The organism is Rhizobium sp. YTU87027, assembly GCF_050644135.1.
In the GTDB taxonomy this organism is placed as follows: domain Bacteria; phylum Pseudomonadota; class Alphaproteobacteria; order Rhizobiales; family Rhizobiaceae; genus Rhizobium.
In genome coordinates this window covers 2693517-2710692 of the sequence record NZ_CP098440.1, presented here as the reverse complement: position 1 = coordinate 2710692, position 17176 = coordinate 2693517, and the positions used below count along the sequence as shown (strand labels likewise).

The following is a 17176-nucleotide window of genomic DNA, read 5'->3' as shown; positions in this document are numbered from 1 at the left end:
GAATGTCGCCTCAAAATCAAGCAATTTGTATTCATGCTTATTCTGTGGGCATTTGCGAGAGCGGCGGACGAAGCGTCCCCACGCAATTCTGCACCGGGTTGAGTTGTCCTACAGTGCGTTACATTTCACGATGGAACCCGACATATCAGCGATACGTCACGCAGACCAGATGCCCACGCCTTTCAACCTCGGCCGCGCCGCTCGATCATTTCAGGCCCGGTATGCCATAAATTAAAAGGAGTGACCGCATGAATCGCCGTATCGTTTCCACCTTCGCACTTGCGCTGGCCACCAGCGTCATCGCCTATGCGGCTCAAGCTGCGGAAATCAAGAACATCGTCATCGTTCATGGCGCCTTCGCCGATGGGTCCGGTTGGCGCAAGGCTACCGAAATCCTGGAGCGGCGCGGCTTTCAGGTTACGGTCGTGCAGGAGCCTCTGACCTCGCTCGCCGACGACATTGCCGCAACGAACCGCGTGCTGGACCTGCAAGATGGGCCGACCTTGCTGGTCGGACATAGCTATGGCGGCATGGTCATTACCGAAGCCGGCCGCAACACGCATGTCGAGGGACTTGTCTATGTGGCGGCCTTCCAGCCCGACAAGGGCGAAGACGTGGCCACTCTTGCGGGCTCAAAGCCAGCGGCTGGAACAGGCATCAAGGAAACCAAGGACGGCAAATATCTCTATCTCGACCCAAGCGTCTTTCATGCCGATTTTGCCGCCGACCTGCCAAAGGCCGAAGCGGCCTTCGTCGCGCAGTCACAGGTCTTTGCCGCCAAGGAGGTCTTTGGCACGAAAGTCGGTGATCCCGCATGGCGGACGAAAAAGAGCTGGTCCATCGTGGCGACCGAGGATCGCTCCATCAACCCCGAGCTGGAGCGGACCATGGCAAAGCGCGCCGGAAGCGTGGTCACCGAGATCAAGTCCAGCCACGCCGTCTTCGCCTCGCAGCCGAAAAAGGTTGCCGACGTGATCGAGAAGGCCGCCAAGGAAGCAGGCAGATAAGATCTGCCACGCCCCGCTAGCATACAAAAAAAGGCCGCCGAGAATGTCGGCGGCTTTGAAGATAAGACGTGAAACGATCAGCCTTCCGGCGGCGCTTCGATCATGCCGAGCGCATGCAGATAGGTGTCGAGGATTGCGTCTTCTTCCATGCGCTCCTGCTCGTCCTTCTTGCGCAGCGCAACGACCTTCTTGAGGATCTTGGTGTCGAAGCCCATGCCCTTGGCTTCGCCGTAGACGTCCTTGATGTCGTCGGCGATGGTCTTCTTTTCTTCTTCCAGGCGTTCAATGCGCTCGACAAAGGCGCGAAGCTGATCGCGGGCGACGCCATGAGCATCAGACATCGTGTTCTCCTGATTGGGGGTGGGAAAATTCGGATGGCGTTGACTGCCGCGAAGCGTGCCCGGGGTCAAGCCGATTCGAGACGCGCAGGAATTATTTGTGCGGGTTGTTCAGCTCAAACGCTGCTTTTTGCTCCGCCGAGGCGTCGTTCTGGTGGAGGTTCTTCCAATCGTCATACGGCATGCCGTAGACGATTTCGCGCGATTCGTCCTTCGAGAGCGGAACTCCGTCGGCCTCGGCGGCCTCGCGGTACCAATTCGAAAGGCAGTTGCGGCAGAAGCCCGCCAGGTTCATCAGATCAATGTTCTGGACGTCGCTGCGTTCACGCAGATGCTCCACGAGGCGGCGAAAAGCCGCAGCCTCGAATTCGGTCTGTTGTTGTCTTGTCAGGGCGGCCATCTCGGTCTCCTTTATTCGTACGGACCGGTGCGCGACACATGCACATTATATTCGTGCAGTGCCGGATCGGCATTCATGGTCTCGAAGATCGGCGCGAGACGGTCTGCCCATGCGGCAATGCCCGGCTCGTCGCCGATCAGATCCTGGCGCACCTCAAGCAGCACGTGCGGAATGCCGGTCAGCATGCAATGGCGATACATTGTATCGCCCTTCAGCGCGCCGTCATAAGGCTCGTTGTCACCCACCACGAGATCGGGATCGCTGCGCAACATATCAAGCAGGGGGGCGACTGCGCGATGGTCGGTATCCCACAGAACGGTAGCGTGCCAAGGGCGACGGAAGTGCTTCCAGATCGGCGTATAGGAATGAAGCGAGAGAACGAGCGGCGCGTTCCCGGTCTTATTCGCTACCTTGTCGATCGTTTCGCTGACGGCCTTGTGATAGGGCCGGTGAAACGTTTCGATCCGGTAGTTCCACTCCTCAGCGGTGATCGGATGATTGCCCGGAACGATCGCGCCGTCTGATATCTTCATGATCAGTGTCGGGTCGTCCTCGCCACGATTGGGATCAATCAGCAAGCGCGAAAAGCCGCCGAGCACCGCCGGCACACCGAGGCTCGCCGACAAGTTCCTCACGAGTCCCTCGATGCCGATGTCATAAGCGATGTGGCGTTCGAATGCACTGTCCGGCAAGCCGAGCCTGCCATAGCGCTCCGGCAGCCGGTTCATCGCGTGATCGCCGAGCAGCACCATGCCTCTGTCATGATTGCCGGCTAGTAGTTCGAACGACTTGAAAGTGCTCATGAGGAAAATGGCCAATCGCAGTTACGGGGCTGCCTCTGATCGCACGGGCCACGGGCGGGTTCAAGCGCGCTTGGCAAGCAATGGCTCCGGTGAGGCCTAACTGCGGTTGGCCATACAGAATATAATCGATTAGCATTGCGTTGACATTCGCGGGGAGGCAGCGCAAGAAAGCACAAACAACGAATAACCGGGAGCCAATTGGAAGTCGTGTTGATCCAGACCGCGCCAAGTTTCCTTACGCGTTCCGGGCCGCTTGCCCGTTTTGCCCTTTTTGTTCTTGTGGCGTTCTCGCCGTTCTTTATTGCCGATGTGGCCCGCGCGGATTTCCGTGTGTGTAACGGAACGCAGAATCTGGTGGGCGTGGCGATCGGATATCGAGCCAAGGATGGCTGGATGACGGAAGGCTGGTGGCAAGTGCCGGCGACGACCTGCGCGACGCTGATCGAAGGGGAGTTGCAGTCCCGATACTACTATCTCTACGCCGAAGACGCTGCCCGGGGAGGCCGATGGACGGGTGACGTGCAGATGTGCGTGGCGGAAAACGAGTTCAAGATCACGGGAGTCAATGATTGCTACGCCCGTGGCTATCAAAAGATGGGGTTCAAGGAATATGACACGGGCCGCCAGGGCAGCTGGATGGTTCAACTTTCCGACACTCCCGGCACCCAAGAAAGCCCGAATTGATGAAGCGCAACCGCAAAGTTAAAATCCTAGCCACCCTCGGACCCGCCTCGTCCGAGGAATCGATGATTGAGAAGCTGCATCAGGCAGGTGCCGATGTCTTCCGCATCAACATGAGCCATGCCAGCCATGACGTGATGCGCACGCTGATCAAGCGTATCCGCGCCGTCGAAGCCCGCTCCGGCCGTCCGATCGGCATCCTCGCCGACCTGCAGGGTCCGAAGCTGCGCGTCGGCAAGTTCGCCGAAGGCAAGGTCGATCTGAAGCCGGGCGACACCTTTACGCTCGACAACAAGGATGTTCCCGGCGACGCCACCCGTGTATTCCTGCCGCATCCGGAAATCCTGGAATCGGTACAGCCCGGCCACCGCCTGCTGATCGATGACGGCAAGCTCGCCCTGCGCGCTGAAAAGTGCGACGGCAAGAGCATTGTCACCACTGTTATCTCGGGCACAAAGATCTCCGACCGCAAGGGTGTCAGCCTTCCCGATACGCTGCTGACCGTCGGCGTTCTGACCGACAAGGACCGCACCGACCTTGCAGCGGTTCTCGAAACCGATGACGTTGACTGGGTTGCGCTATCCTTCGTGCAGCGCCCGGAAGATCTGGCCGAGGTGCGCAAGATCGCGCGCGGTCGCGTCGGCATAATGTCGAAGATCGAAAAGCCGCAGGCGATCGAGCGCATCGAGGAAATCATTGAGCTCTCCGACGCGCTCATGGTTGCCCGTGGCGATCTTGGCGTCGAAATGCCGCTCGAATCCGTGCCGGGCATCCAGAAGCAGCTGATCCGTGCCTGCCGCCGTTCGGGCAAGCCAGTCGTCGTTGCAACGCAGATGCTGGAATCGATGATCACCGCGCCGGTTCCGACGCGCGCCGAAGTCTCCGACGTCGCAACCGCTGTCTTCGAAGGCGCCGACGCCGTCATGCTGTCAGCTGAATCCGCATCCGGCGACTACCCGATTGAAGCCGTCGCGACGATGGCCTCGATCGCCAGCGCCATCGAGCGTGAGCCGCACTATCCGGGCATCATCTACGCGCAGCGCGCGCAGCCGGAGGCAACCGGCGCCGACGCGATTTCGCTGGCTGCTCGCCAGATCGCCGAAACGCTGCGCCTCTCGGCTATCGTCTGTTACACGTCGTCGGGCACGACCGGTCTCCGCGCCTCACGCGAGCGTCCGCAGGTGCCGATCCTGGCGCTGTCTCCTGTCATTCAGACGGCTCGCCGCCTTGCCATCGTCTGGGGCCTGCACTGCGTTGTCACGCATGACGCAACCGACCTCGACGACATGGTCAACCGTGCCTGCCGCATCGTTGCCGACGAAGGCTTCGGCAAGCCGGGCGATCGTATCATCATCTCGGCCGGCGTGCCGCTCGGCACACCAGGTGCCACCAACATGCTGCGCATCGCCTATATCGGCTCCGACGGCCAGAGCGGCGTCTGAGGCGCATTAGCCACCATTCACCAGAGCCCGCTGCCTTAACAGGCAGCGGGCTTTGACGGGCGGGATCGCGATGGCACGCAGCGAAGGGACGCCGCAAGGCGGTCCACTTTCGCCGCTGTTATCGAATGTCCTGCTCGACGATCTCGACAAGGAGCTGGAACGGCGTGGTCATGCCTTCTGCCGCTACGCCGACGACTGTAATATCTATGTGCGGTCGCAGCGTGCCGGTGAGCGGGTCATGGCCTCGCTTACCCGCTACCTCGCCGAGCGGCTGAAGCTCACGGTCAATGGCGCCAAAAGCGCCGTGGACCGACCGTGGAAGCGCACTTTCCTTGGCTATACCATGACCCTCCACAAGGCGCCGCGTCGACTGATTGCGGCGTCCAGCGTGACGCGGTTCAAGGGGAAGCTAAAGGCGGCCTTCCGTGCAGGGCGCGGACGCGCCCTTGGCGCCACCATCAAAGACCTCTCCCCGATCCTGCGGGGTTGGATGGCCTACTTCCGTCTGACCGAAGGCAAGGGGGTCTTGGAGGAGGTTGATGGCTGGCTGCGGCGCAGGTCGCGCTGCATCCTATGGCGGCAATGGAAGAAACCGACCACGCGCGCCATGCGGCTGAGGCAACGAGGCCTGACGGAACAGCGTGCATGTGAATCGGCCGGCAACGGCCGCGGTCCCTGGTGGAATGCCGGGGCCAGCCACATGAACGATGCCTTCCGAAAGTCCTTCTTCGACCAACTCGGGCTGGTCTCACTCCAACAGGAGCTCCAACGCCTAAATCACGCTCGATGAACCGCCGTGTACGGAACCGTACGCACGGTGGTGCGGGAGGAGGGATGCCGCAAGGCTCCTCCTACCCGATTCCCGAGCCATGGACGTCTTGCGGGTAGTAGTCGCACATGCAAGGGTCGGCTTCCATGTTCGGGAGGGCATCATGCACATTGTTACACTTCTCGCATTCGTGGCCGTTTCCTTCGTCGCGATCGCGACGCCGGGGCCGACGGTGCTTCTGGCGATGACCAACGGCTCGCGCTACGGCGTTCGCCGGGCGATCCCGGGGATGATCGGCGCGGTGCTGTCCGACTTCGTGCTCCTCGGTGCCGTGGCGATCGGTCTCGGCGCGCTCCTCGCGGCGTCGGAATTCTGGTTCTCGATGCTGAAATATGTGGGGGCTGCCTATCTCGCCTTTCTCGGGATCATGATGCTGCGCACGAAGGGCAGCTTCAACGCGGCACTGAAGCTGGAGAACGAGATGACCGGCGGAACCGCCTTTTCGATCGGCCTCAAGAGCTTCATGGTCGCCGTCACCAACCCCAAGGGATATCTTTTCTTCTCGGCATTTTTGCCGCAGTTCATCAATCCGGCGCTGCCGCAGGCGACGCAGTACGCCGTGCTGGCGGTGGTCTTTGCGTCGCTCGATTTTCTGATCATGCTCGGTTACGCGGTCTTCGGTTCGCAGGCCGTCCGGCTGCTGAAGACGGCAGGCGCAGTCTGGCTGGAGCGCGCCTGCGGTGGGGCGATGCTGGCACTGGCGGGGTCGCTTGCGCTCTACAGACGGGCAACGACCTGACGCTTTTAGGGCAGGGATACATGCCCGACACGATAGATCTGATCGGCTCCCGCAATTGACGGGGCCGAGCGATACAGGCTGAAGCGCACGGCCGTCCAGCTTGTCGGCTCGAAGGCCGACACGGAGGCGACGACGTCAGCCTGCCGCGCTTGTCTTTGCGCGCGTCTGATTTCCTCGTCTCTGATCTCTGCAAGCGAGGAGTAGGGCTCGATGGTGATTGTCTCCTCCCTGGCGAAGCTCGCTTCTGCTAGCGAGGGCGCGGTTTCCGCGTGCCAGACAATCCAGGTCTTCACTTGCGGCCAGCCGAAGGATTGCGTCAGTCCTTCGAAGCCGGGGCTGGTGAGGAAGTCGCTGGCGCGCTCCGGCTGCTGCCAGAGATAGAAGGGCGCATAGAGGTTTTCGCGGGATCCGAACTCGCCCGTGCGGGCGCTGAGGTAGGCCTTGAAGCCGATACCGGGAAAGCCGTCGAGCATCGGTCCCTTGTCGCGGATGCGCCGGTCGATGATCGACATGTCGTAATCGGCCGGCAGGGTGAAGCTGTACTGCATCGCGATCATGATAGAACCTCCACCGGCTCCAGCCAGTCGACGATGCGGCCGGCCTCGGTTGCCTGGATGCTGATGTAGCTGAACGGGCTGTCAGGCGTCGCGCCATGCCAGTGCTTTTCGCCGGCGGCGAACCAGACGGCATCTCCGGCCCGCAATTCCTCCACCGCGCCGCCTTCGCGTTGCGCCAAGCCCTTGCCCGATAAAGCATAAAGCAGCTGCCCGCGCGGATGCGTGTGCCAGCGCGTGATCGTTCCGGGATCGAGGCTTGCCCGCATGGCGGTGTTCTCGCCATCGGCAGCGCCTTCCAGCAGCATCTCGACCCAGAAGGGTGCGGTGGCAATATCGACGGGCGAGCGGACGGCATTGCCCGGACGCTGGATCGTCATGCGCTCGGGGTTGCCCATCATGCGGCGCTCCCGAAGGCGCGGGCTTCCCAGCCGGGTTCGCTCATCTGCGCCTTTCCATCGCCGAACGACCATTCATCCGGTGATGTGGTGGAGACGACGATCATGATGTCCTCCGGCCGGATTCCCGGCGATACCCCGAGAAGTTCGGCGGCGCGCTTGAAGAAGGCCTGTCGCGTTTCGGTCGAGCGAGGCTTACCGGCGGTGATGGCGAAAAGCACGAAGTCGTCGGAGCGTGGTCCGGCGAGGTAGTTCTGGTCGAAGATCAGTTCGCCCGGTTCATGCTGGTGGATGACCTGGAAACGGTCGGCCGGCGGCACGTTGAATGTCTCGACCATGGCACGATGGATGCTGTCCGAAACGGCGCGAAGATACTCCGGCGACTTGCCGCGCAAGAGAGAGATACGAACGAAAGGCATGGCGGCCTCCTCTGAGTGAATTCTTGACACGAGGAGCATCGCACGCCACGATAGTGCAGAAAATCAGAATTAAATGAACTAATAATCCGTAAAAACAGGATGATTGTGATGCGACGGACGATCTTCGATCTCGATGTGCTCAGGACCTTCGCGACCGGAATGGAGCTCGGCAATTTCGCGCGCGCGGCCGACCGGCTCGGCCGTTCGACCTCGGCCGTGAGCGCCCAGTTGAGGAAGCTGGAGGAGCAGGCCGGCACGCCGATCTTTCGCAAGGCAGGACGCGGCCTCGCGCTCACCGATGCCGGCGAGACGATGCTGGCCTATGCGCGCCGCCTGCTGGAGCTCAACGACGAGGCGGCCGCAGCCGTTCAGAGCATTGAACTCGAGGGTTGGGTCAGGCTCGGATTGCAGGAGGATTTTGGTGAGACCCTGTTGCCCGACGTGCTCGGCCGTTTTGCGCGTGCGCATCCGAAGGTCCGCATCGAGGCGCGGGTGGTGCGCAATGTCGAGCTGATCGAGCGCGTCACCTCAGGCAAGCTTGACCTAGCGCTGGCGTGGAGTGATGGCACACTGACGCCGCATTGCGAGAAGATTGCTGAAGTGCCGATGCGCTGGATCGGACCGGCGGAAGGGACGGTCGACTGGAACCGCGACAGCGGCGAGCCGGTGCCGCTCGCCTCACTCGAGGCTCCGTGCCTGTTGCGGACCGCGGCGACCAAGGCGCTCGATACGGCAGGTATTCCCTGGCGGCTCGCCTTCGTCAGTCCGAGCCTCGGCGGATTGTGGGCGGCGACGGCTGCCGGGCTTGGTATCAGCATCCGCACGCCGATCGGGCTGCCGCGCAAGGTGAAGCCGCTTGTCGCAAACGACGCCGGCCTGCCCGAGCTTCCATCGCTCGGCCTCGTCCTGCATCGCGCCGAAGCGGAGCCCGGACCGGCGACGGCGCGGCTTGCGTCCATCATGCTGCAATCGGTTCGGGAGGCTGTCGCCGATGCTGTGCCATCGGCCGTCCAGCTGGCCGCGAGAGCCTATGCCTGATATTCGCGCTGGACGTTTCGGCGGATCGCCTGCGGCGGCTGGCCGAAGGCTCGAAGGAAGGCGCGTCGCATCCTCTCGCGATCGGCGAAACCTGTTTCCGCGGCAACAACGTCGATTGGGTGCCGGCCCTGTTCCATCATCAGGCGAGCCGCCTCGAGGCGCAGGTTCTCCACTGCCTTGGCCGGCGATTGCCCGGTCTCTGCGCGGAAGGTCCGGCTGAACTGGCGGGGGCTGAGTGCCGCTGCTTCTGCCAGCTCCTCGACGGACAGCGTGTTCTTCAGGTTGCCGCGCGCATGCGCCAACGCCTTTTGAATGCGGTCCGATTTCGGCTCCAGCTCGAGCAGCGCGGAGAACTGCGACTGGCCGCCGGCGCGGCGATGATAGACGACGAGCTTGCGAGCGACGGCGCGGGCGATATCGGCGCCGTGATCCTTCTCCACCATGGCAAGCGCCAGATCGACCCCGGCCGTCATGCCCGCCGAGCTCCAGACGGATCCGTCGATGATGAAGATGCGATCCTCCTCGATCTTGACCTTGGGGTAGCGCGACTGCAGCTCGCGGGCGAGGAGCCAATGTGTCGTGGCGCGACGGCCGTCTAGGACGCCCGCGTCGGCAAGCAGAAAGGCGCCGGTGCAGATCGAGGCGACGCGGCGGGAGGCGGCAAGCGCGTTGCGGATGAATTCGCCTTCTCCTGGGGTCGGCAGCTTGATGCCGACGGCGCCCGACACCAGCAGCGTATCGAAAGCGGGATCGTCGAACCGCGTCGTCTCCATCGTGACACCGAAGGACCCTCGCACCGGTCCGCCGGTCTCGGAGAGATAGGCGATGTCGTGGACCTGTTCGCCGAGTTCGAGATTGGTGAATTCGAAGGCGGAGATGGCGGCGAGGCTCATCATCTGAAAGCCGGGAAAGAGCAGGACGGCTATGCGCTGCATGGCTCAGAACTCCGTTTGTCCTAAAAGGTGGTTTATATGACATTCAAGACATTTACAATCGGGCGTAAGACTCTCTGCAAGCCGACAGCAGGCGCTGTTGCCCAACACGGAGAACGACAATGACCGAACAGCACAAAGGAACCGCACTCGTTACCGGCGCGTCATCGGGGATTGGTGCTATCTATGCTCAGCGGCTCGCAAAGAGCGGCTATGACCTCATCCTGGTCGCTCGCAATGCCGAACGGCTTTCCGAACTTGCGACCAAGCTGACCCGGGAAACGGGCAGGACGATTGAAACCATTCCGGCCGATCTCGGCAAGAAGGCCGACTTGGCGCGAGTCGAGGCGGTGCTGAAGAGCGATCGCAGCATCACGCTTCTGGTCAACAATGCCGGTGTCGGCGGCACCGCGCCGCTGCTTGCCTCCGATGTCGACAAGATGCAGGCGATGGTCGATCTCAACGTCACGGCATTGATGCGGCTGACCTATGCCGCCGTGCCCGGCTTTGCGGCCCGCGGCGGCGGCGCAATCATCAACATCGCGTCGATCGTGGCGATCGCTCCGGAAGTGCTGAACGGCGTCTATGGGGCCAGCAAGGCTTTCGTTCTTGCTTTAAGCCAATCGCTGAAGCACGAACTGGCGGACAAGAACATCCGCATCCAGGCGGTGCTGCCGGGAGCGACCGCGACCGAATTCTGGGGCATCGCCGGCACGCCGGTCGAGCACTTGCCGACCGAAATCGTCATGCAGGCCGAAGACATGGTGGACGCAGCCCTTGCCGGCTTCGACCAGGGTGAGTTCGCGACCATTCCGGCTCTCGAGGATGCCGGATTGCTCAAGGCTTATGAAGACGCTCGCCAGGCTTTGATGCCGAACCTGTCACGCGCGGCACCGGCGGCGCGCTACAAAGCAGCCTAAAGGAAAGGGTGAGGCAGGTCTGGCCTGCCTCTATCCGTGCCGGGCCAGTGCCCCGGCGAAGATATCGGCGTCGACGTTGCCTCCCGAGGTAACGACGACGACGTTGTCGTCTTCCAGCTCGTCGCCATGGAAGAGCGCTGCGGCCAGTGCCACCGCGCCGCCGGGTTCGACGACGATCTTCAGCCGGACAAAGGCGAGTGCCATGGCGCGAAGCGCCTCTTCGTCCGTCACGACAATGCCGGCGCCCGAGAGGCGCTGCAGGATCGGGAAGGTGATGTTGCCGGGCTGTGGCGTGATGATCGCATCACAGATGGAGCCCGTCATCGTCGCGTTGCGCTCGATCTTGCCGGATGCCAGCGACCGCGTGAAATCGTCGAAGCCATCCGGCTCGCAGGGGCGCACGCGGAATGCCGGCGCGCTGGCTTCGAGGGCAAGCGCAATCCCCGATGACAGGCCGCCGCCGCCGCAGGGCACCAGCACCTCGGCCGACTTGACGCCTTCCTCTTCCGCCTGTTCGGCAATCTCGAGACCCGTCGTGCCCTGGCCGGCGATCACCTGCGGCTCGTCGAAGGGTTTGATCAGGGTCAGCCCGCGGGCGGACGAAAGCTCGGCGCCGATGGCATCGCGGTCCTGTGTGGCACGGTCGTAGAGCACGACTTCCGCGCCGAGAGCCCGCGTATTGGCGATCTTCAGCTTCGGTGCGTCCGACGGCATGATGATGACGGACGGTACGCCATGCAGCTTGGCGGCCAGCGCCACGCCCTGCGCGTGATTGCCCGAGGAAAAGGCGATGACGCCGCGGCTGCGAACGGCCGGATCAAGCGCGGAAACGGCAGACCAGCCGCCACGGAATTTGAAGGAGCCGGTGTGCTGCAGGCACTCGGCCTTTACGAACACGCGCCGGCCGGCAATTTCGTCGATGAACGGAGAGGAAAGAAGCGGCGTGCGGCGCGCATGTCCGCGCAGGCGGGCGCGGGCGGCAACGATCATTTCAATGCTAGCCATGGAGACTCTTTCGAATGACGGTACGCCCCTGCATAGGGCCGCACGCGATGCTTGTGAACGATGACTTTGTCACCGTGACACGAAAAGCGTTGGCCGCATATCGCCGGCCTCGGGCTTGTGACGACTGCGCCGCCGAAACTCGGTCGGGTTGGTGCCGGCAACGCGCAGGAACTCGCGATTGAAGTTCGATTTGCTGATGAAGCCGCAATCGAACATCAGCCGCGTGATGGGCTCGTCCGTCGTCACCAGTGCCTCGCAGGCGGCTCGGATGCGAAAGTCGTTCACATATTGCGAAACGCTGGCTCCATGGACGCGGTTGACCGCCATCGAGACGCGCCGGGCCGGCAGGCTCATCTTGCGGGCGATGCGGCCGAGATTGAGGTCGGGATCGCGGTAGAGCTGTCGGGACTGCATAAGGCTTTCCAGCCCATGAGCGATGGCATCGTCTTCCTGGCTCGGAGGAGGTGGCGTGGTAGCTTCCGACGGCTGTGTTGCGAGCGACTGGCTGCCGCTCGCAATCGACGCTGCCGTGCCGAGGATCAGAAGCGTAATGACGTTGCCGACGGCGACGATTGCCCCGGCATGCATGCCGCCGCTCTGTTCGAGGTCGAGGCTGATCGCGATATCGGCCGCCGACGAAGCGATCAGCGCCAGTCCGGTGATCACGAGCGAGCGATAGGACAGAAGCGCGCCATCGAGACGCGAGGAGACGAGTGCATCCGGCCCGTTGCGGGCGAGCCAGAGCAGAGCCGCCCCATAAGCGAGGAAGGTCGCGGTCACGACCGGACCAACCAGGCCGCGCCAGAAAATCAGAAGCGCGACGATCAGGACGCTTGGCAGAATATGCGGCCAGAAGCTGAGGAGCGATGTCTGGTGTTCCGCGGCGAGGTTGCGAAAACTGATCCAGGCGAGCGCCGCGATCATACACGCGACGACGGGTTGGACCGGCAGGATGTCGATCACTTCATATCCCCAGCGGACACCGATGATGATGGACTGCAGCGCGTAGGCGCCGATCAGAAGCAGGAATGGACGCTTTTCCTGTTCTGCCCAATCGTTCTGCCTGACCATCCGCACGAGCAGGATGACGAGAAGGAGAGCAACGACGAAAGGAAGCGGAACGAAGATCATGATGGTTGGGCTCGGTGAGACGCGTTCAATAACTGCATGACTATGGCCTTGATCGCAATCGCGGGCGACCCGGATCACGATCGAGGTCGCAAGATCGGTTCCCGGTCTTCACCTTGCACGCAATCGCCAGCCGCCGGCCGGCGCGTCCAAGGAGAAACCGATGACATTGATCCTCTTCATCCCCGCATTCATCCTGACGTTCGCCTCCGCGTTCGCCGAACCGCGCATGGTGGGAGAGACACTCGATATTTCAGCGGTCCGATCCGTTGTCATCAGCGGCGAGGCAAGTGAGGTCAGGCTAACCGCTGACGACGCAGGACTCTACAGAGCGAATACCAGCGCGCGGCGCAACGGCTGGTTCTCAAGCTTTTATTCGAGCTGGTTCTTCAACGGCTGCGGCGATCGAAGTGCGATGCGCATCGAGGGAACGGTCCTGAGGATCGAGGTGATGCAGACGGCGTGGTCGGATCTTTCCGATTGTACGCCGGAGATTTCCGCCAACGTCGCACCGGGCACCACCGTGCGCATCGACCAGGAGGCGCTGAAGGCGGAACTGGATGGCGATTTCGCCAGCGTTGCGATCGCCAGCAAGGCGGCCGACGTCAGCTTTGACGGGCACGCGGCCGGGATCGATATCTTCGGCACGGCGGTGCGCGCACATCTGCGATACGACAGCATCCGGCAGGATGAGACCGTCAACATCACTGCGCAGTCGCTGCAGGCGGATCTCACCTTCGGAAGCGGTGTGCCGCTGGACTATTCGGTGATCGCCAAGGCATCCTATGTCGATAGCCTGGAACCGAGCGTACCCGGCGCCCGGCCGCGGGTGAGCATCAAGGGCGATTATGTCCACGCCCGCATCCGCTGATCAGTAGCCGCCGGCGGATCCCTCGGTGGAGCGGCTGTCCATCGCGCCGTAGTAGCGCGCGCCGCCGCCCTTTTGGATATCCGCCAGGCTCTTGCCGCCGACCAGAATGCCTGCGGCCTGTCCCCATTGCGGCGGGCCGCTGCTGCCATCGTCGAGCGTATGGCCCATGCCGATCAGGGCTCGGATGGTATCGGGCGACAACGTATAGGGTTCGAAATAGATCTTGTCGGGCTGCCATTGGTGGTGAATGCGCGGCGCATTGACCGCCTGGCTAATGTCCATGCCGAAATCGATGACGTTCAGGATGGCCTCTAGCGTGATCGTGATGATGCGCGAGCCGCCGGGGCTGCCAATCACCATGAACGGCTTGCCGTCCTTGGTGACGATCGTCGGGCTCATCGAGGAGAGCGGCGTCTTCTTCGGCGCGATCGCATTGGCCTCGCCCTGCACGAGGCCGTAAAGGTTCGGAACGCCTGGCTTCGAGGTGAAGTCGTCCATCTCGTTGTTGAGCAGGATACCGGTGCCGGGCGCGACGACGCCGGCGCCGAAGTTGCCGTTCAGCGTGTATGTGACGGCGACGGCATTTCCGTCGTCATCGATGATCGAGTAATGCGTGGTTTCGACACTTTCCTTGGCGCCGAGGGGCTTCAGATTGGCTGAGGTGCCCGATTTGTAGGGATCGATCTTGGCGCGGATCCCCTTGGCGTAGCCCTTGTCGAGCAAAGTTGAAACGGGATTATCGACGAAGTCAGGGTCGCCGAGGGCGGCGTTGCGGTCGACATAGGCGTATCTCATCGCCTCGACCATCAGGTGCACCGTCTCTGCTGAGCCGTAGCCGAGGAAAGACAGCGGATAGTCTTCCAGCACGTTGAGGATTTCGCAGATGATGACGCCGCCCGAGGAGGGGGGAGGCGAGGAGATGATGTCGTAGCCGCGGTAGCTGCATTCGATCGGCTTCAGTTCACGTACCGCGTATTGTTCGAAATCCTCCTTGGCGAGGATGCCGCCCTTCGCTTGACTTGCCTTGACGATCGCGTCGGCAGGCATGCCCTTGTAGAAGGCGTCGGGTCCCTTGTCGGCGATGTTGGAAAGAACGCCGGCAAGGTCGGGTTGCACGAGCTTATCGCCCACGGCGAAGGGCTTGCCCTCCGCCTTCAGAAAGATCTTTGCCGCCGCCTCGTCCTTGGCGAGTCGCTTGGCGCTGCCACCGATGCTGGCGACATCGCCCTGTTCCAGCGTGAAGCCTTCCGTGGCATAGCGGATGGCCGGAGCCAGAAGGTCCTGCCGCGACTTCGTGCCGTATTTCTCGCGCGCCATCTCGAAGCCCATCACGGATCCGGGCACACCGACGGCGAGATAGCCGTCGAGGCTGGCGCGAGGGACGATGTCGCCCTTGGCGTCGAGATACATGGTTTTCGTGGCAGCGAGCGGCGCCCGCTCGCGGAAATCGAGAAATGTCGTCTTGCCGTCCTTCAGGCGGATGGTCATGAAGCCGCCACCGCCGATATTGCCGGCTGTCGGGTAGACGACGGCGAGCGCGTAGCCGACGGCGACTGCGGCATCGACGGCATTGCCGCCGTTCTTCAGTACCTCGACGCCGACATCGGTCGCCAGATGCTGGGCTGTCACGACCATGCCGTGCTCGGCTTCAACCGGCGTGGGCGAGGCGGCGAACGCGTGCGGCGCAAGCGAGAGCGACAGCGCGGCGGCAACCGCAAATATTCTGATGTGGGGGTGATCCATGACTTCCCTCAAAGCACGACGGTCCGATGGATATGGGACGTAGTGAGCTCCAGACAATGCACGGTCGTCCGCTACAGCCCGTTTGGTCGCTGAAAGGTTAGTTTCCCGTTGCAATCGGAGGCGTCAGGTCTCCGAAGGATGCTGCAATGTCTATCGGTTGAGCGGGTTGTTCGCGCATCAGGCGGCGTTCGGCATGGCGCTTGGCGGCCTGAAGATCACGGGCAGCGCCACCGATCTTCTCCATGGCGGCAATGGCGACATCGGTGACCACATAGTCCGGCTTGTGGCCTAGGCCGCGGATTTTCACCAGTTCGGAGCCGACGATATCGCGGGCCAATCCCTGTGAATGGATGTGTTCCCAAACGATGCTATCGCTGTCACCGGTAATGATGATGGTCGGTGCGGTAATCCTGGAATATTGCGGAGAATGGGCCTTGAGGTAGGTCAGTAGGCGCGTGCAATCGACGGCGTTGTTGTAGAAGGCACGCGGGCGCAGCACCAGGGTGGGGCCCGTCTTCGCGATGTAGTCATCCGGGCGCGGATTGGGCCGGAAAACATTCAATGTCGCCTGCTCCAAGCGTCGCAGGCCGAGTGGCACGACGACCGCGTGATTGAACAGCCAGCCAAGGACGGGCATCGCAGCGAGGTGATAGTACCAGTCGATGCCGCCTGGCCAGGGGTGTGTCGCGGGAGCGAGAAAGAGCAGGCCTTCCGTCTTGTCAGGGTGGCGCACGCCGAAGGCGGCTGCGATCGCGCCGCCGAAGGAATGTCCGACGATAATGGCTCTTTTGATGCCACGCTTTTCCATCAGTTTTGCGATCGCATCCGCCTGTCCCGAAGGCAGGGCATTCGTCGGACCGCCACGCTCCGAATAGCCGTGGCCAGGGCGGTCGACGAACAGCATCTCGGCGCGGCCTTGCAGCGCCAGCAGGAAGGCGCCGACCTGATCAAGCAGGTTGCCGCTTGCACCATGGATGAAGACCAGAGGCGGCAGATCGGCGGTCTCTGGACACGCGATGTGAAGGGCGTTCAGCCGATAGCCGCCGATATCCGTCAACTCACCGATGTTCGGGCATATCGCCTCGAATCGACGTCCTTTGTAGGAGGAGTAGCCGATCGCGGCGGCGATGGGGGCAAGGAGAGCGGAGGCTACGGCAAGCATGGCTATATCTGTTCACTCACGTGACCAACACGTAAGATTGGGTCTCGCGGTTCACCGTCAAGATCAGGTGCGGCTGCCAGCCAGCTTTTCGGAGAGCGTGTTCATCTGCTCCTGGGCGCTACGATTGGCCGGGTAGATCTCGAGGAAACGTTCCCAGGCTTTCAGGGCCAGCTGGTCGTTGCCCGTCTCTGTGAGGATGGCCGCCATGCCGGAAAGCGCGCCGAAATGGCGTGGCTCAATGTCGAGTACGTGCTCGATGTCGGACATCGACTTGCGATAGTTGTCATTGGCGTAGTTGAGCGTTGCCCGGCGGTTCCAGCTTTCGGCGTAGTCGGGCTTGAGGGCGATCGCCTGATCCAGGAAGTCGAGGGCAGCAGCGGTGCGCTTCTCCTCGATCGCCTTGTCGGCCCATTGCATCAGGAGGTTGACGGTCGCGCTGCCGGAGTCGTTCCACTGGGCGCGAATCTCGTTGGCGATACCGCTCGCTTTGTCTGGATCGCGTTCGCGCTTCAGCTGCGCATAGAGCTGATCCAGGTGTTGCTTGGGTGAGAGGTTTGTGTCCGGTTGCTCGACGATGACGTCCTTGTCCGCGGCCGTGGCAGGGAAGGCAGGAGCGAACAGAAAAAGGGACAGCGGCAGCGCCGCACAGGTCATAACAAAAAAGCGCATGGCGGACATGTTAGCCCGCCACCGCTGAAGATCAAAGCAATTTGATTCGATTGCCGAAGCAATCCCCGGACAGGCACGAGCACAAAATGCCACGAAAC

At 62.2% G+C, this 17176-nt stretch carries 20 protein-coding genes; 8 read left to right on the top strand and 12 right to left on the bottom strand.

From position 1 onward, the window contains the following. Window positions 1-248: 248 nt before the first annotated feature. Complete coding sequence (locus NBG89_RS13515) at window positions 249-1007, top strand: alpha/beta hydrolase (RefSeq protein WP_431320383.1); 759 nt, start codon at window positions 249-251, stop codon at window positions 1005-1007. 77 nt (window positions 1008-1084) lie between these two features. Here the strand turns inward: NBG89_RS13515 and NBG89_RS13510 are convergent, their stop codons facing one another. The 3 genes from NBG89_RS13510 to NBG89_RS13500 form a co-directional block, all read right to left on the bottom strand. Further along, window positions 1085-1348, bottom strand: a complete 264-nt coding sequence (locus tag NBG89_RS13510) for a DUF2312 domain-containing protein (RefSeq protein WP_007527482.1) — start codon at window positions 1346-1348, stop codon at window positions 1085-1087. Window positions 1349-1439: 91 nt separating this feature from the next. Continuing rightward, a complete protein-coding gene (locus NBG89_RS13505) occupies window positions 1440-1745 on the bottom strand; it encodes a DUF1244 domain-containing protein (protein WP_431320382.1) in 306 nt (101 codons plus the stop codon). A gap of 11 nt (window positions 1746-1756) precedes the next feature. Further along, entirely contained in the window at window positions 1757-2548 is a 792-nt protein-coding gene (locus tag NBG89_RS13500; RefSeq protein WP_431320381.1) for an N-formylglutamate amidohydrolase, read from the bottom strand. A 198-nt stretch (window positions 2549-2746) separates the two neighbouring features. Between NBG89_RS13500 and NBG89_RS13495 the strand changes: the two genes are divergently transcribed. From NBG89_RS13495 to NBG89_RS13480, 4 genes are all read left to right on the top strand, one after another. Next, window positions 2747-3232 carry a DUF1036 domain-containing protein gene (locus NBG89_RS13495; protein ID WP_431320380.1) on the top strand — a complete coding sequence of 162 codons (486 nt, stop codon included), beginning with the start codon at window positions 2747-2749 and terminating at the stop codon, window positions 3230-3232. Further along, window positions 3232-4671, top strand: a complete 1440-nt coding sequence (pyk, locus tag NBG89_RS13490) for a pyruvate kinase (protein ID WP_431320379.1) — start codon at window positions 3232-3234, stop codon at window positions 4669-4671. Before NBG89_RS13495 ends, pyk begins: the two co-directional genes overlap by 1 nt. A 70-nt stretch (window positions 4672-4741) precedes the next feature. Further along, the gene (locus NBG89_RS13485; RefSeq protein WP_431320378.1) at window positions 4742-5461 is read left to right on the top strand and encodes a group II intron maturase-specific domain-containing protein; all 720 of its coding nucleotides are present in this window, start codon (window positions 4742-4744) and stop codon (window positions 5459-5461) included. Window positions 5462-5603: 142 nt separating this feature from the next. Next, window positions 5604-6239: a LysE family translocator gene (locus NBG89_RS13480; protein WP_431320377.1), complete on the top strand. Its 636-nt coding sequence runs from the start codon at window positions 5604-5606 to the stop codon at window positions 6237-6239. 5 nt (window positions 6240-6244) lie between these two features. Here NBG89_RS13480 and NBG89_RS13475 read toward each other — a convergent pair whose 3' ends face one another. The 3 genes from NBG89_RS13475 to NBG89_RS13465 are packed head-to-tail and all read right to left on the bottom strand — an operon-like array spanning window position 6245 to window position 7610. After that, window positions 6245-6796 (bottom strand): DUF4865 family protein, encoded by a 552-nt coding sequence (locus NBG89_RS13475; RefSeq protein WP_431320376.1) that lies wholly within the window; start codon window positions 6794-6796, stop codon window positions 6245-6247. Then, window positions 6793-7194 carry a cupin domain-containing protein gene (locus NBG89_RS13470; protein WP_431320375.1) on the bottom strand — a complete coding sequence of 134 codons (402 nt, stop codon included), beginning with the start codon at window positions 7192-7194 and terminating at the stop codon, window positions 6793-6795. Before NBG89_RS13470 ends, NBG89_RS13475 begins: the two co-directional genes overlap by 4 nt. Then, window positions 7191-7610, bottom strand: a complete 420-nt coding sequence (locus tag NBG89_RS13465) for a tautomerase family protein (protein ID WP_431320374.1) — start codon at window positions 7608-7610, stop codon at window positions 7191-7193. The genes NBG89_RS13470 and NBG89_RS13465 overlap by 4 nt, the downstream gene beginning before the upstream one ends. Window positions 7611-7718: 108 nt before the next feature. On the opposite strand from NBG89_RS13465, the gene NBG89_RS13460 reads away from it, so the two are divergent. Then, a complete protein-coding gene (locus NBG89_RS13460; protein WP_431320373.1) occupies window positions 7719-8648 on the top strand; it encodes a LysR substrate-binding domain-containing protein in 930 nt (309 codons plus the stop codon). On the opposite strand, the gene NBG89_RS13455 is transcribed toward NBG89_RS13460, so the two are convergent. Next, a complete protein-coding gene (locus tag NBG89_RS13455; RefSeq protein WP_431320372.1) occupies window positions 8639-9583 on the bottom strand; it encodes a GlxA family transcriptional regulator in 945 nt (314 codons plus the stop codon). The genes NBG89_RS13460 and NBG89_RS13455 overlap by 10 nt on opposite strands. Window positions 9584-9702: 119 nt before the next feature. Between NBG89_RS13455 and NBG89_RS13450 the strand changes: the two genes are divergently transcribed. Then, the gene (locus NBG89_RS13450; protein WP_431320371.1) at window positions 9703-10500 is read left to right on the top strand and encodes an SDR family NAD(P)-dependent oxidoreductase; all 798 of its coding nucleotides are present in this window, start codon (window positions 9703-9705) and stop codon (window positions 10498-10500) included. 30 nt (window positions 10501-10530) lie between these two features. On the opposite strand, the gene NBG89_RS13445 is transcribed toward NBG89_RS13450, so the two are convergent. Both NBG89_RS13445 and NBG89_RS13440 read right to left on the bottom strand, forming a co-directional pair. Next, window positions 10531-11505 carry a threonine ammonia-lyase gene (locus NBG89_RS13445; protein WP_431320370.1) on the bottom strand — a complete coding sequence of 325 codons (975 nt, stop codon included), beginning with the start codon at window positions 11503-11505 and terminating at the stop codon, window positions 10531-10533. Between the two features lie 69 nt (window positions 11506-11574). Next, window positions 11575-12636 carry a helix-turn-helix domain-containing protein gene (locus NBG89_RS13440; protein WP_431320369.1) on the bottom strand — a complete coding sequence of 354 codons (1062 nt, stop codon included), beginning with the start codon at window positions 12634-12636 and terminating at the stop codon, window positions 11575-11577. Between the two features lie 160 nt (window positions 12637-12796). Here NBG89_RS13440 and NBG89_RS13435 point away from each other — a divergent pair, with 160 nt between their 5' ends. Continuing rightward, the gene (locus NBG89_RS13435; RefSeq protein WP_431320368.1) at window positions 12797-13504 is read left to right on the top strand and encodes a hypothetical protein; all 708 of its coding nucleotides are present in this window, start codon (window positions 12797-12799) and stop codon (window positions 13502-13504) included. Here the strand turns inward: NBG89_RS13435 and ggt are convergent, their stop codons facing one another. The 3 genes from ggt to NBG89_RS13420 form a co-directional block, all read right to left on the bottom strand. After that, complete coding sequence (ggt, locus tag NBG89_RS13430) at window positions 13505-15247, bottom strand: gamma-glutamyltransferase (RefSeq protein WP_431320367.1); 1743 nt, start codon at window positions 15245-15247, stop codon at window positions 13505-13507. A gap of 97 nt (window positions 15248-15344) precedes the next feature. Next, window positions 15345-16409 (bottom strand): alpha/beta fold hydrolase, encoded by a 1065-nt coding sequence (locus tag NBG89_RS13425; protein WP_431320366.1) that lies wholly within the window; start codon window positions 16407-16409, stop codon window positions 15345-15347. Window positions 16410-16472: 63 nt separating this feature from the next. Then, window positions 16473-17087, bottom strand: coding sequence for a hypothetical protein (locus NBG89_RS13420; protein WP_431320365.1), 615 nt, complete (start codon window positions 17085-17087; stop codon window positions 16473-16475). Between the last annotated feature and the right edge of the window lie 89 nt (window positions 17088-17176).

Excerpts from the sequence above, each read along its gene's own strand:
- NBG89_RS13515 (WP_431320383.1), top strand. The coding sequence starts at position 249 with ATGAATCGCCGTATCGTTTCCACCTTCGCACTTGCGCTGGCCACCAGC.
- NBG89_RS13510 (WP_007527482.1), bottom strand. The coding sequence starts at position 1,348 with ATGTCTGATGCTCATGGCGTCGCCCGCGATCAGCTTCGCGCCTTTGTC.
- NBG89_RS13505 (WP_431320382.1), bottom strand. The coding sequence starts at position 1,745 with ATGGCCGCCCTGACAAGACAACAACAGACCGAATTCGAGGCTGCGGCT.
- NBG89_RS13500 (WP_431320381.1), bottom strand. The coding sequence starts at position 2,548 with ATGAGCACTTTCAAGTCGTTCGAACTACTAGCCGGCAATCATGACAGA.
- pyk (WP_431320379.1), top strand. The coding sequence starts at position 3,232 with ATGAAGCGCAACCGCAAAGTTAAAATCCTAGCCACCCTCGGACCCGCC.
- NBG89_RS13485 (WP_431320378.1), top strand. The coding sequence starts at position 4,742 with ATGGCACGCAGCGAAGGGACGCCGCAAGGCGGTCCACTTTCGCCGCTG.
- NBG89_RS13480 (WP_431320377.1), top strand. The coding sequence starts at position 5,604 with ATGCACATTGTTACACTTCTCGCATTCGTGGCCGTTTCCTTCGTCGCG.
- NBG89_RS13475 (WP_431320376.1), bottom strand. The coding sequence starts at position 6,796 with ATGATCGCGATGCAGTACAGCTTCACCCTGCCGGCCGATTACGACATG.
- NBG89_RS13470 (WP_431320375.1), bottom strand. The coding sequence starts at position 7,194 with ATGATGGGCAACCCCGAGCGCATGACGATCCAGCGTCCGGGCAATGCC.
- NBG89_RS13465 (WP_431320374.1), bottom strand. The coding sequence starts at position 7,610 with ATGCCTTTCGTTCGTATCTCTCTCTTGCGCGGCAAGTCGCCGGAGTAT.
- NBG89_RS13460 (WP_431320373.1), top strand. The coding sequence starts at position 7,719 with ATGCGACGGACGATCTTCGATCTCGATGTGCTCAGGACCTTCGCGACC.
- NBG89_RS13455 (WP_431320372.1), bottom strand. The coding sequence starts at position 9,583 with ATGCAGCGCATAGCCGTCCTGCTCTTTCCCGGCTTTCAGATGATGAGC.
- NBG89_RS13450 (WP_431320371.1), top strand. The coding sequence starts at position 9,703 with ATGACCGAACAGCACAAAGGAACCGCACTCGTTACCGGCGCGTCATCG.
- NBG89_RS13445 (WP_431320370.1), bottom strand. The coding sequence starts at position 11,505 with ATGGCTAGCATTGAAATGATCGTTGCCGCCCGCGCCCGCCTGCGCGGA.
- NBG89_RS13440 (WP_431320369.1), bottom strand. The coding sequence starts at position 12,636 with ATGATCTTCGTTCCGCTTCCTTTCGTCGTTGCTCTCCTTCTCGTCATC.
- NBG89_RS13435 (WP_431320368.1), top strand. The coding sequence starts at position 12,797 with ATGACATTGATCCTCTTCATCCCCGCATTCATCCTGACGTTCGCCTCC.
- ggt (WP_431320367.1), bottom strand. The coding sequence starts at position 15,247 with ATGGATCACCCCCACATCAGAATATTTGCGGTTGCCGCCGCGCTGTCG.
- NBG89_RS13425 (WP_431320366.1), bottom strand. The coding sequence starts at position 16,409 with ATGCTTGCCGTAGCCTCCGCTCTCCTTGCCCCCATCGCCGCCGCGATC.
- NBG89_RS13420 (WP_431320365.1), bottom strand. The coding sequence starts at position 17,087 with ATGTCCGCCATGCGCTTTTTTGTTATGACCTGTGCGGCGCTGCCGCTG.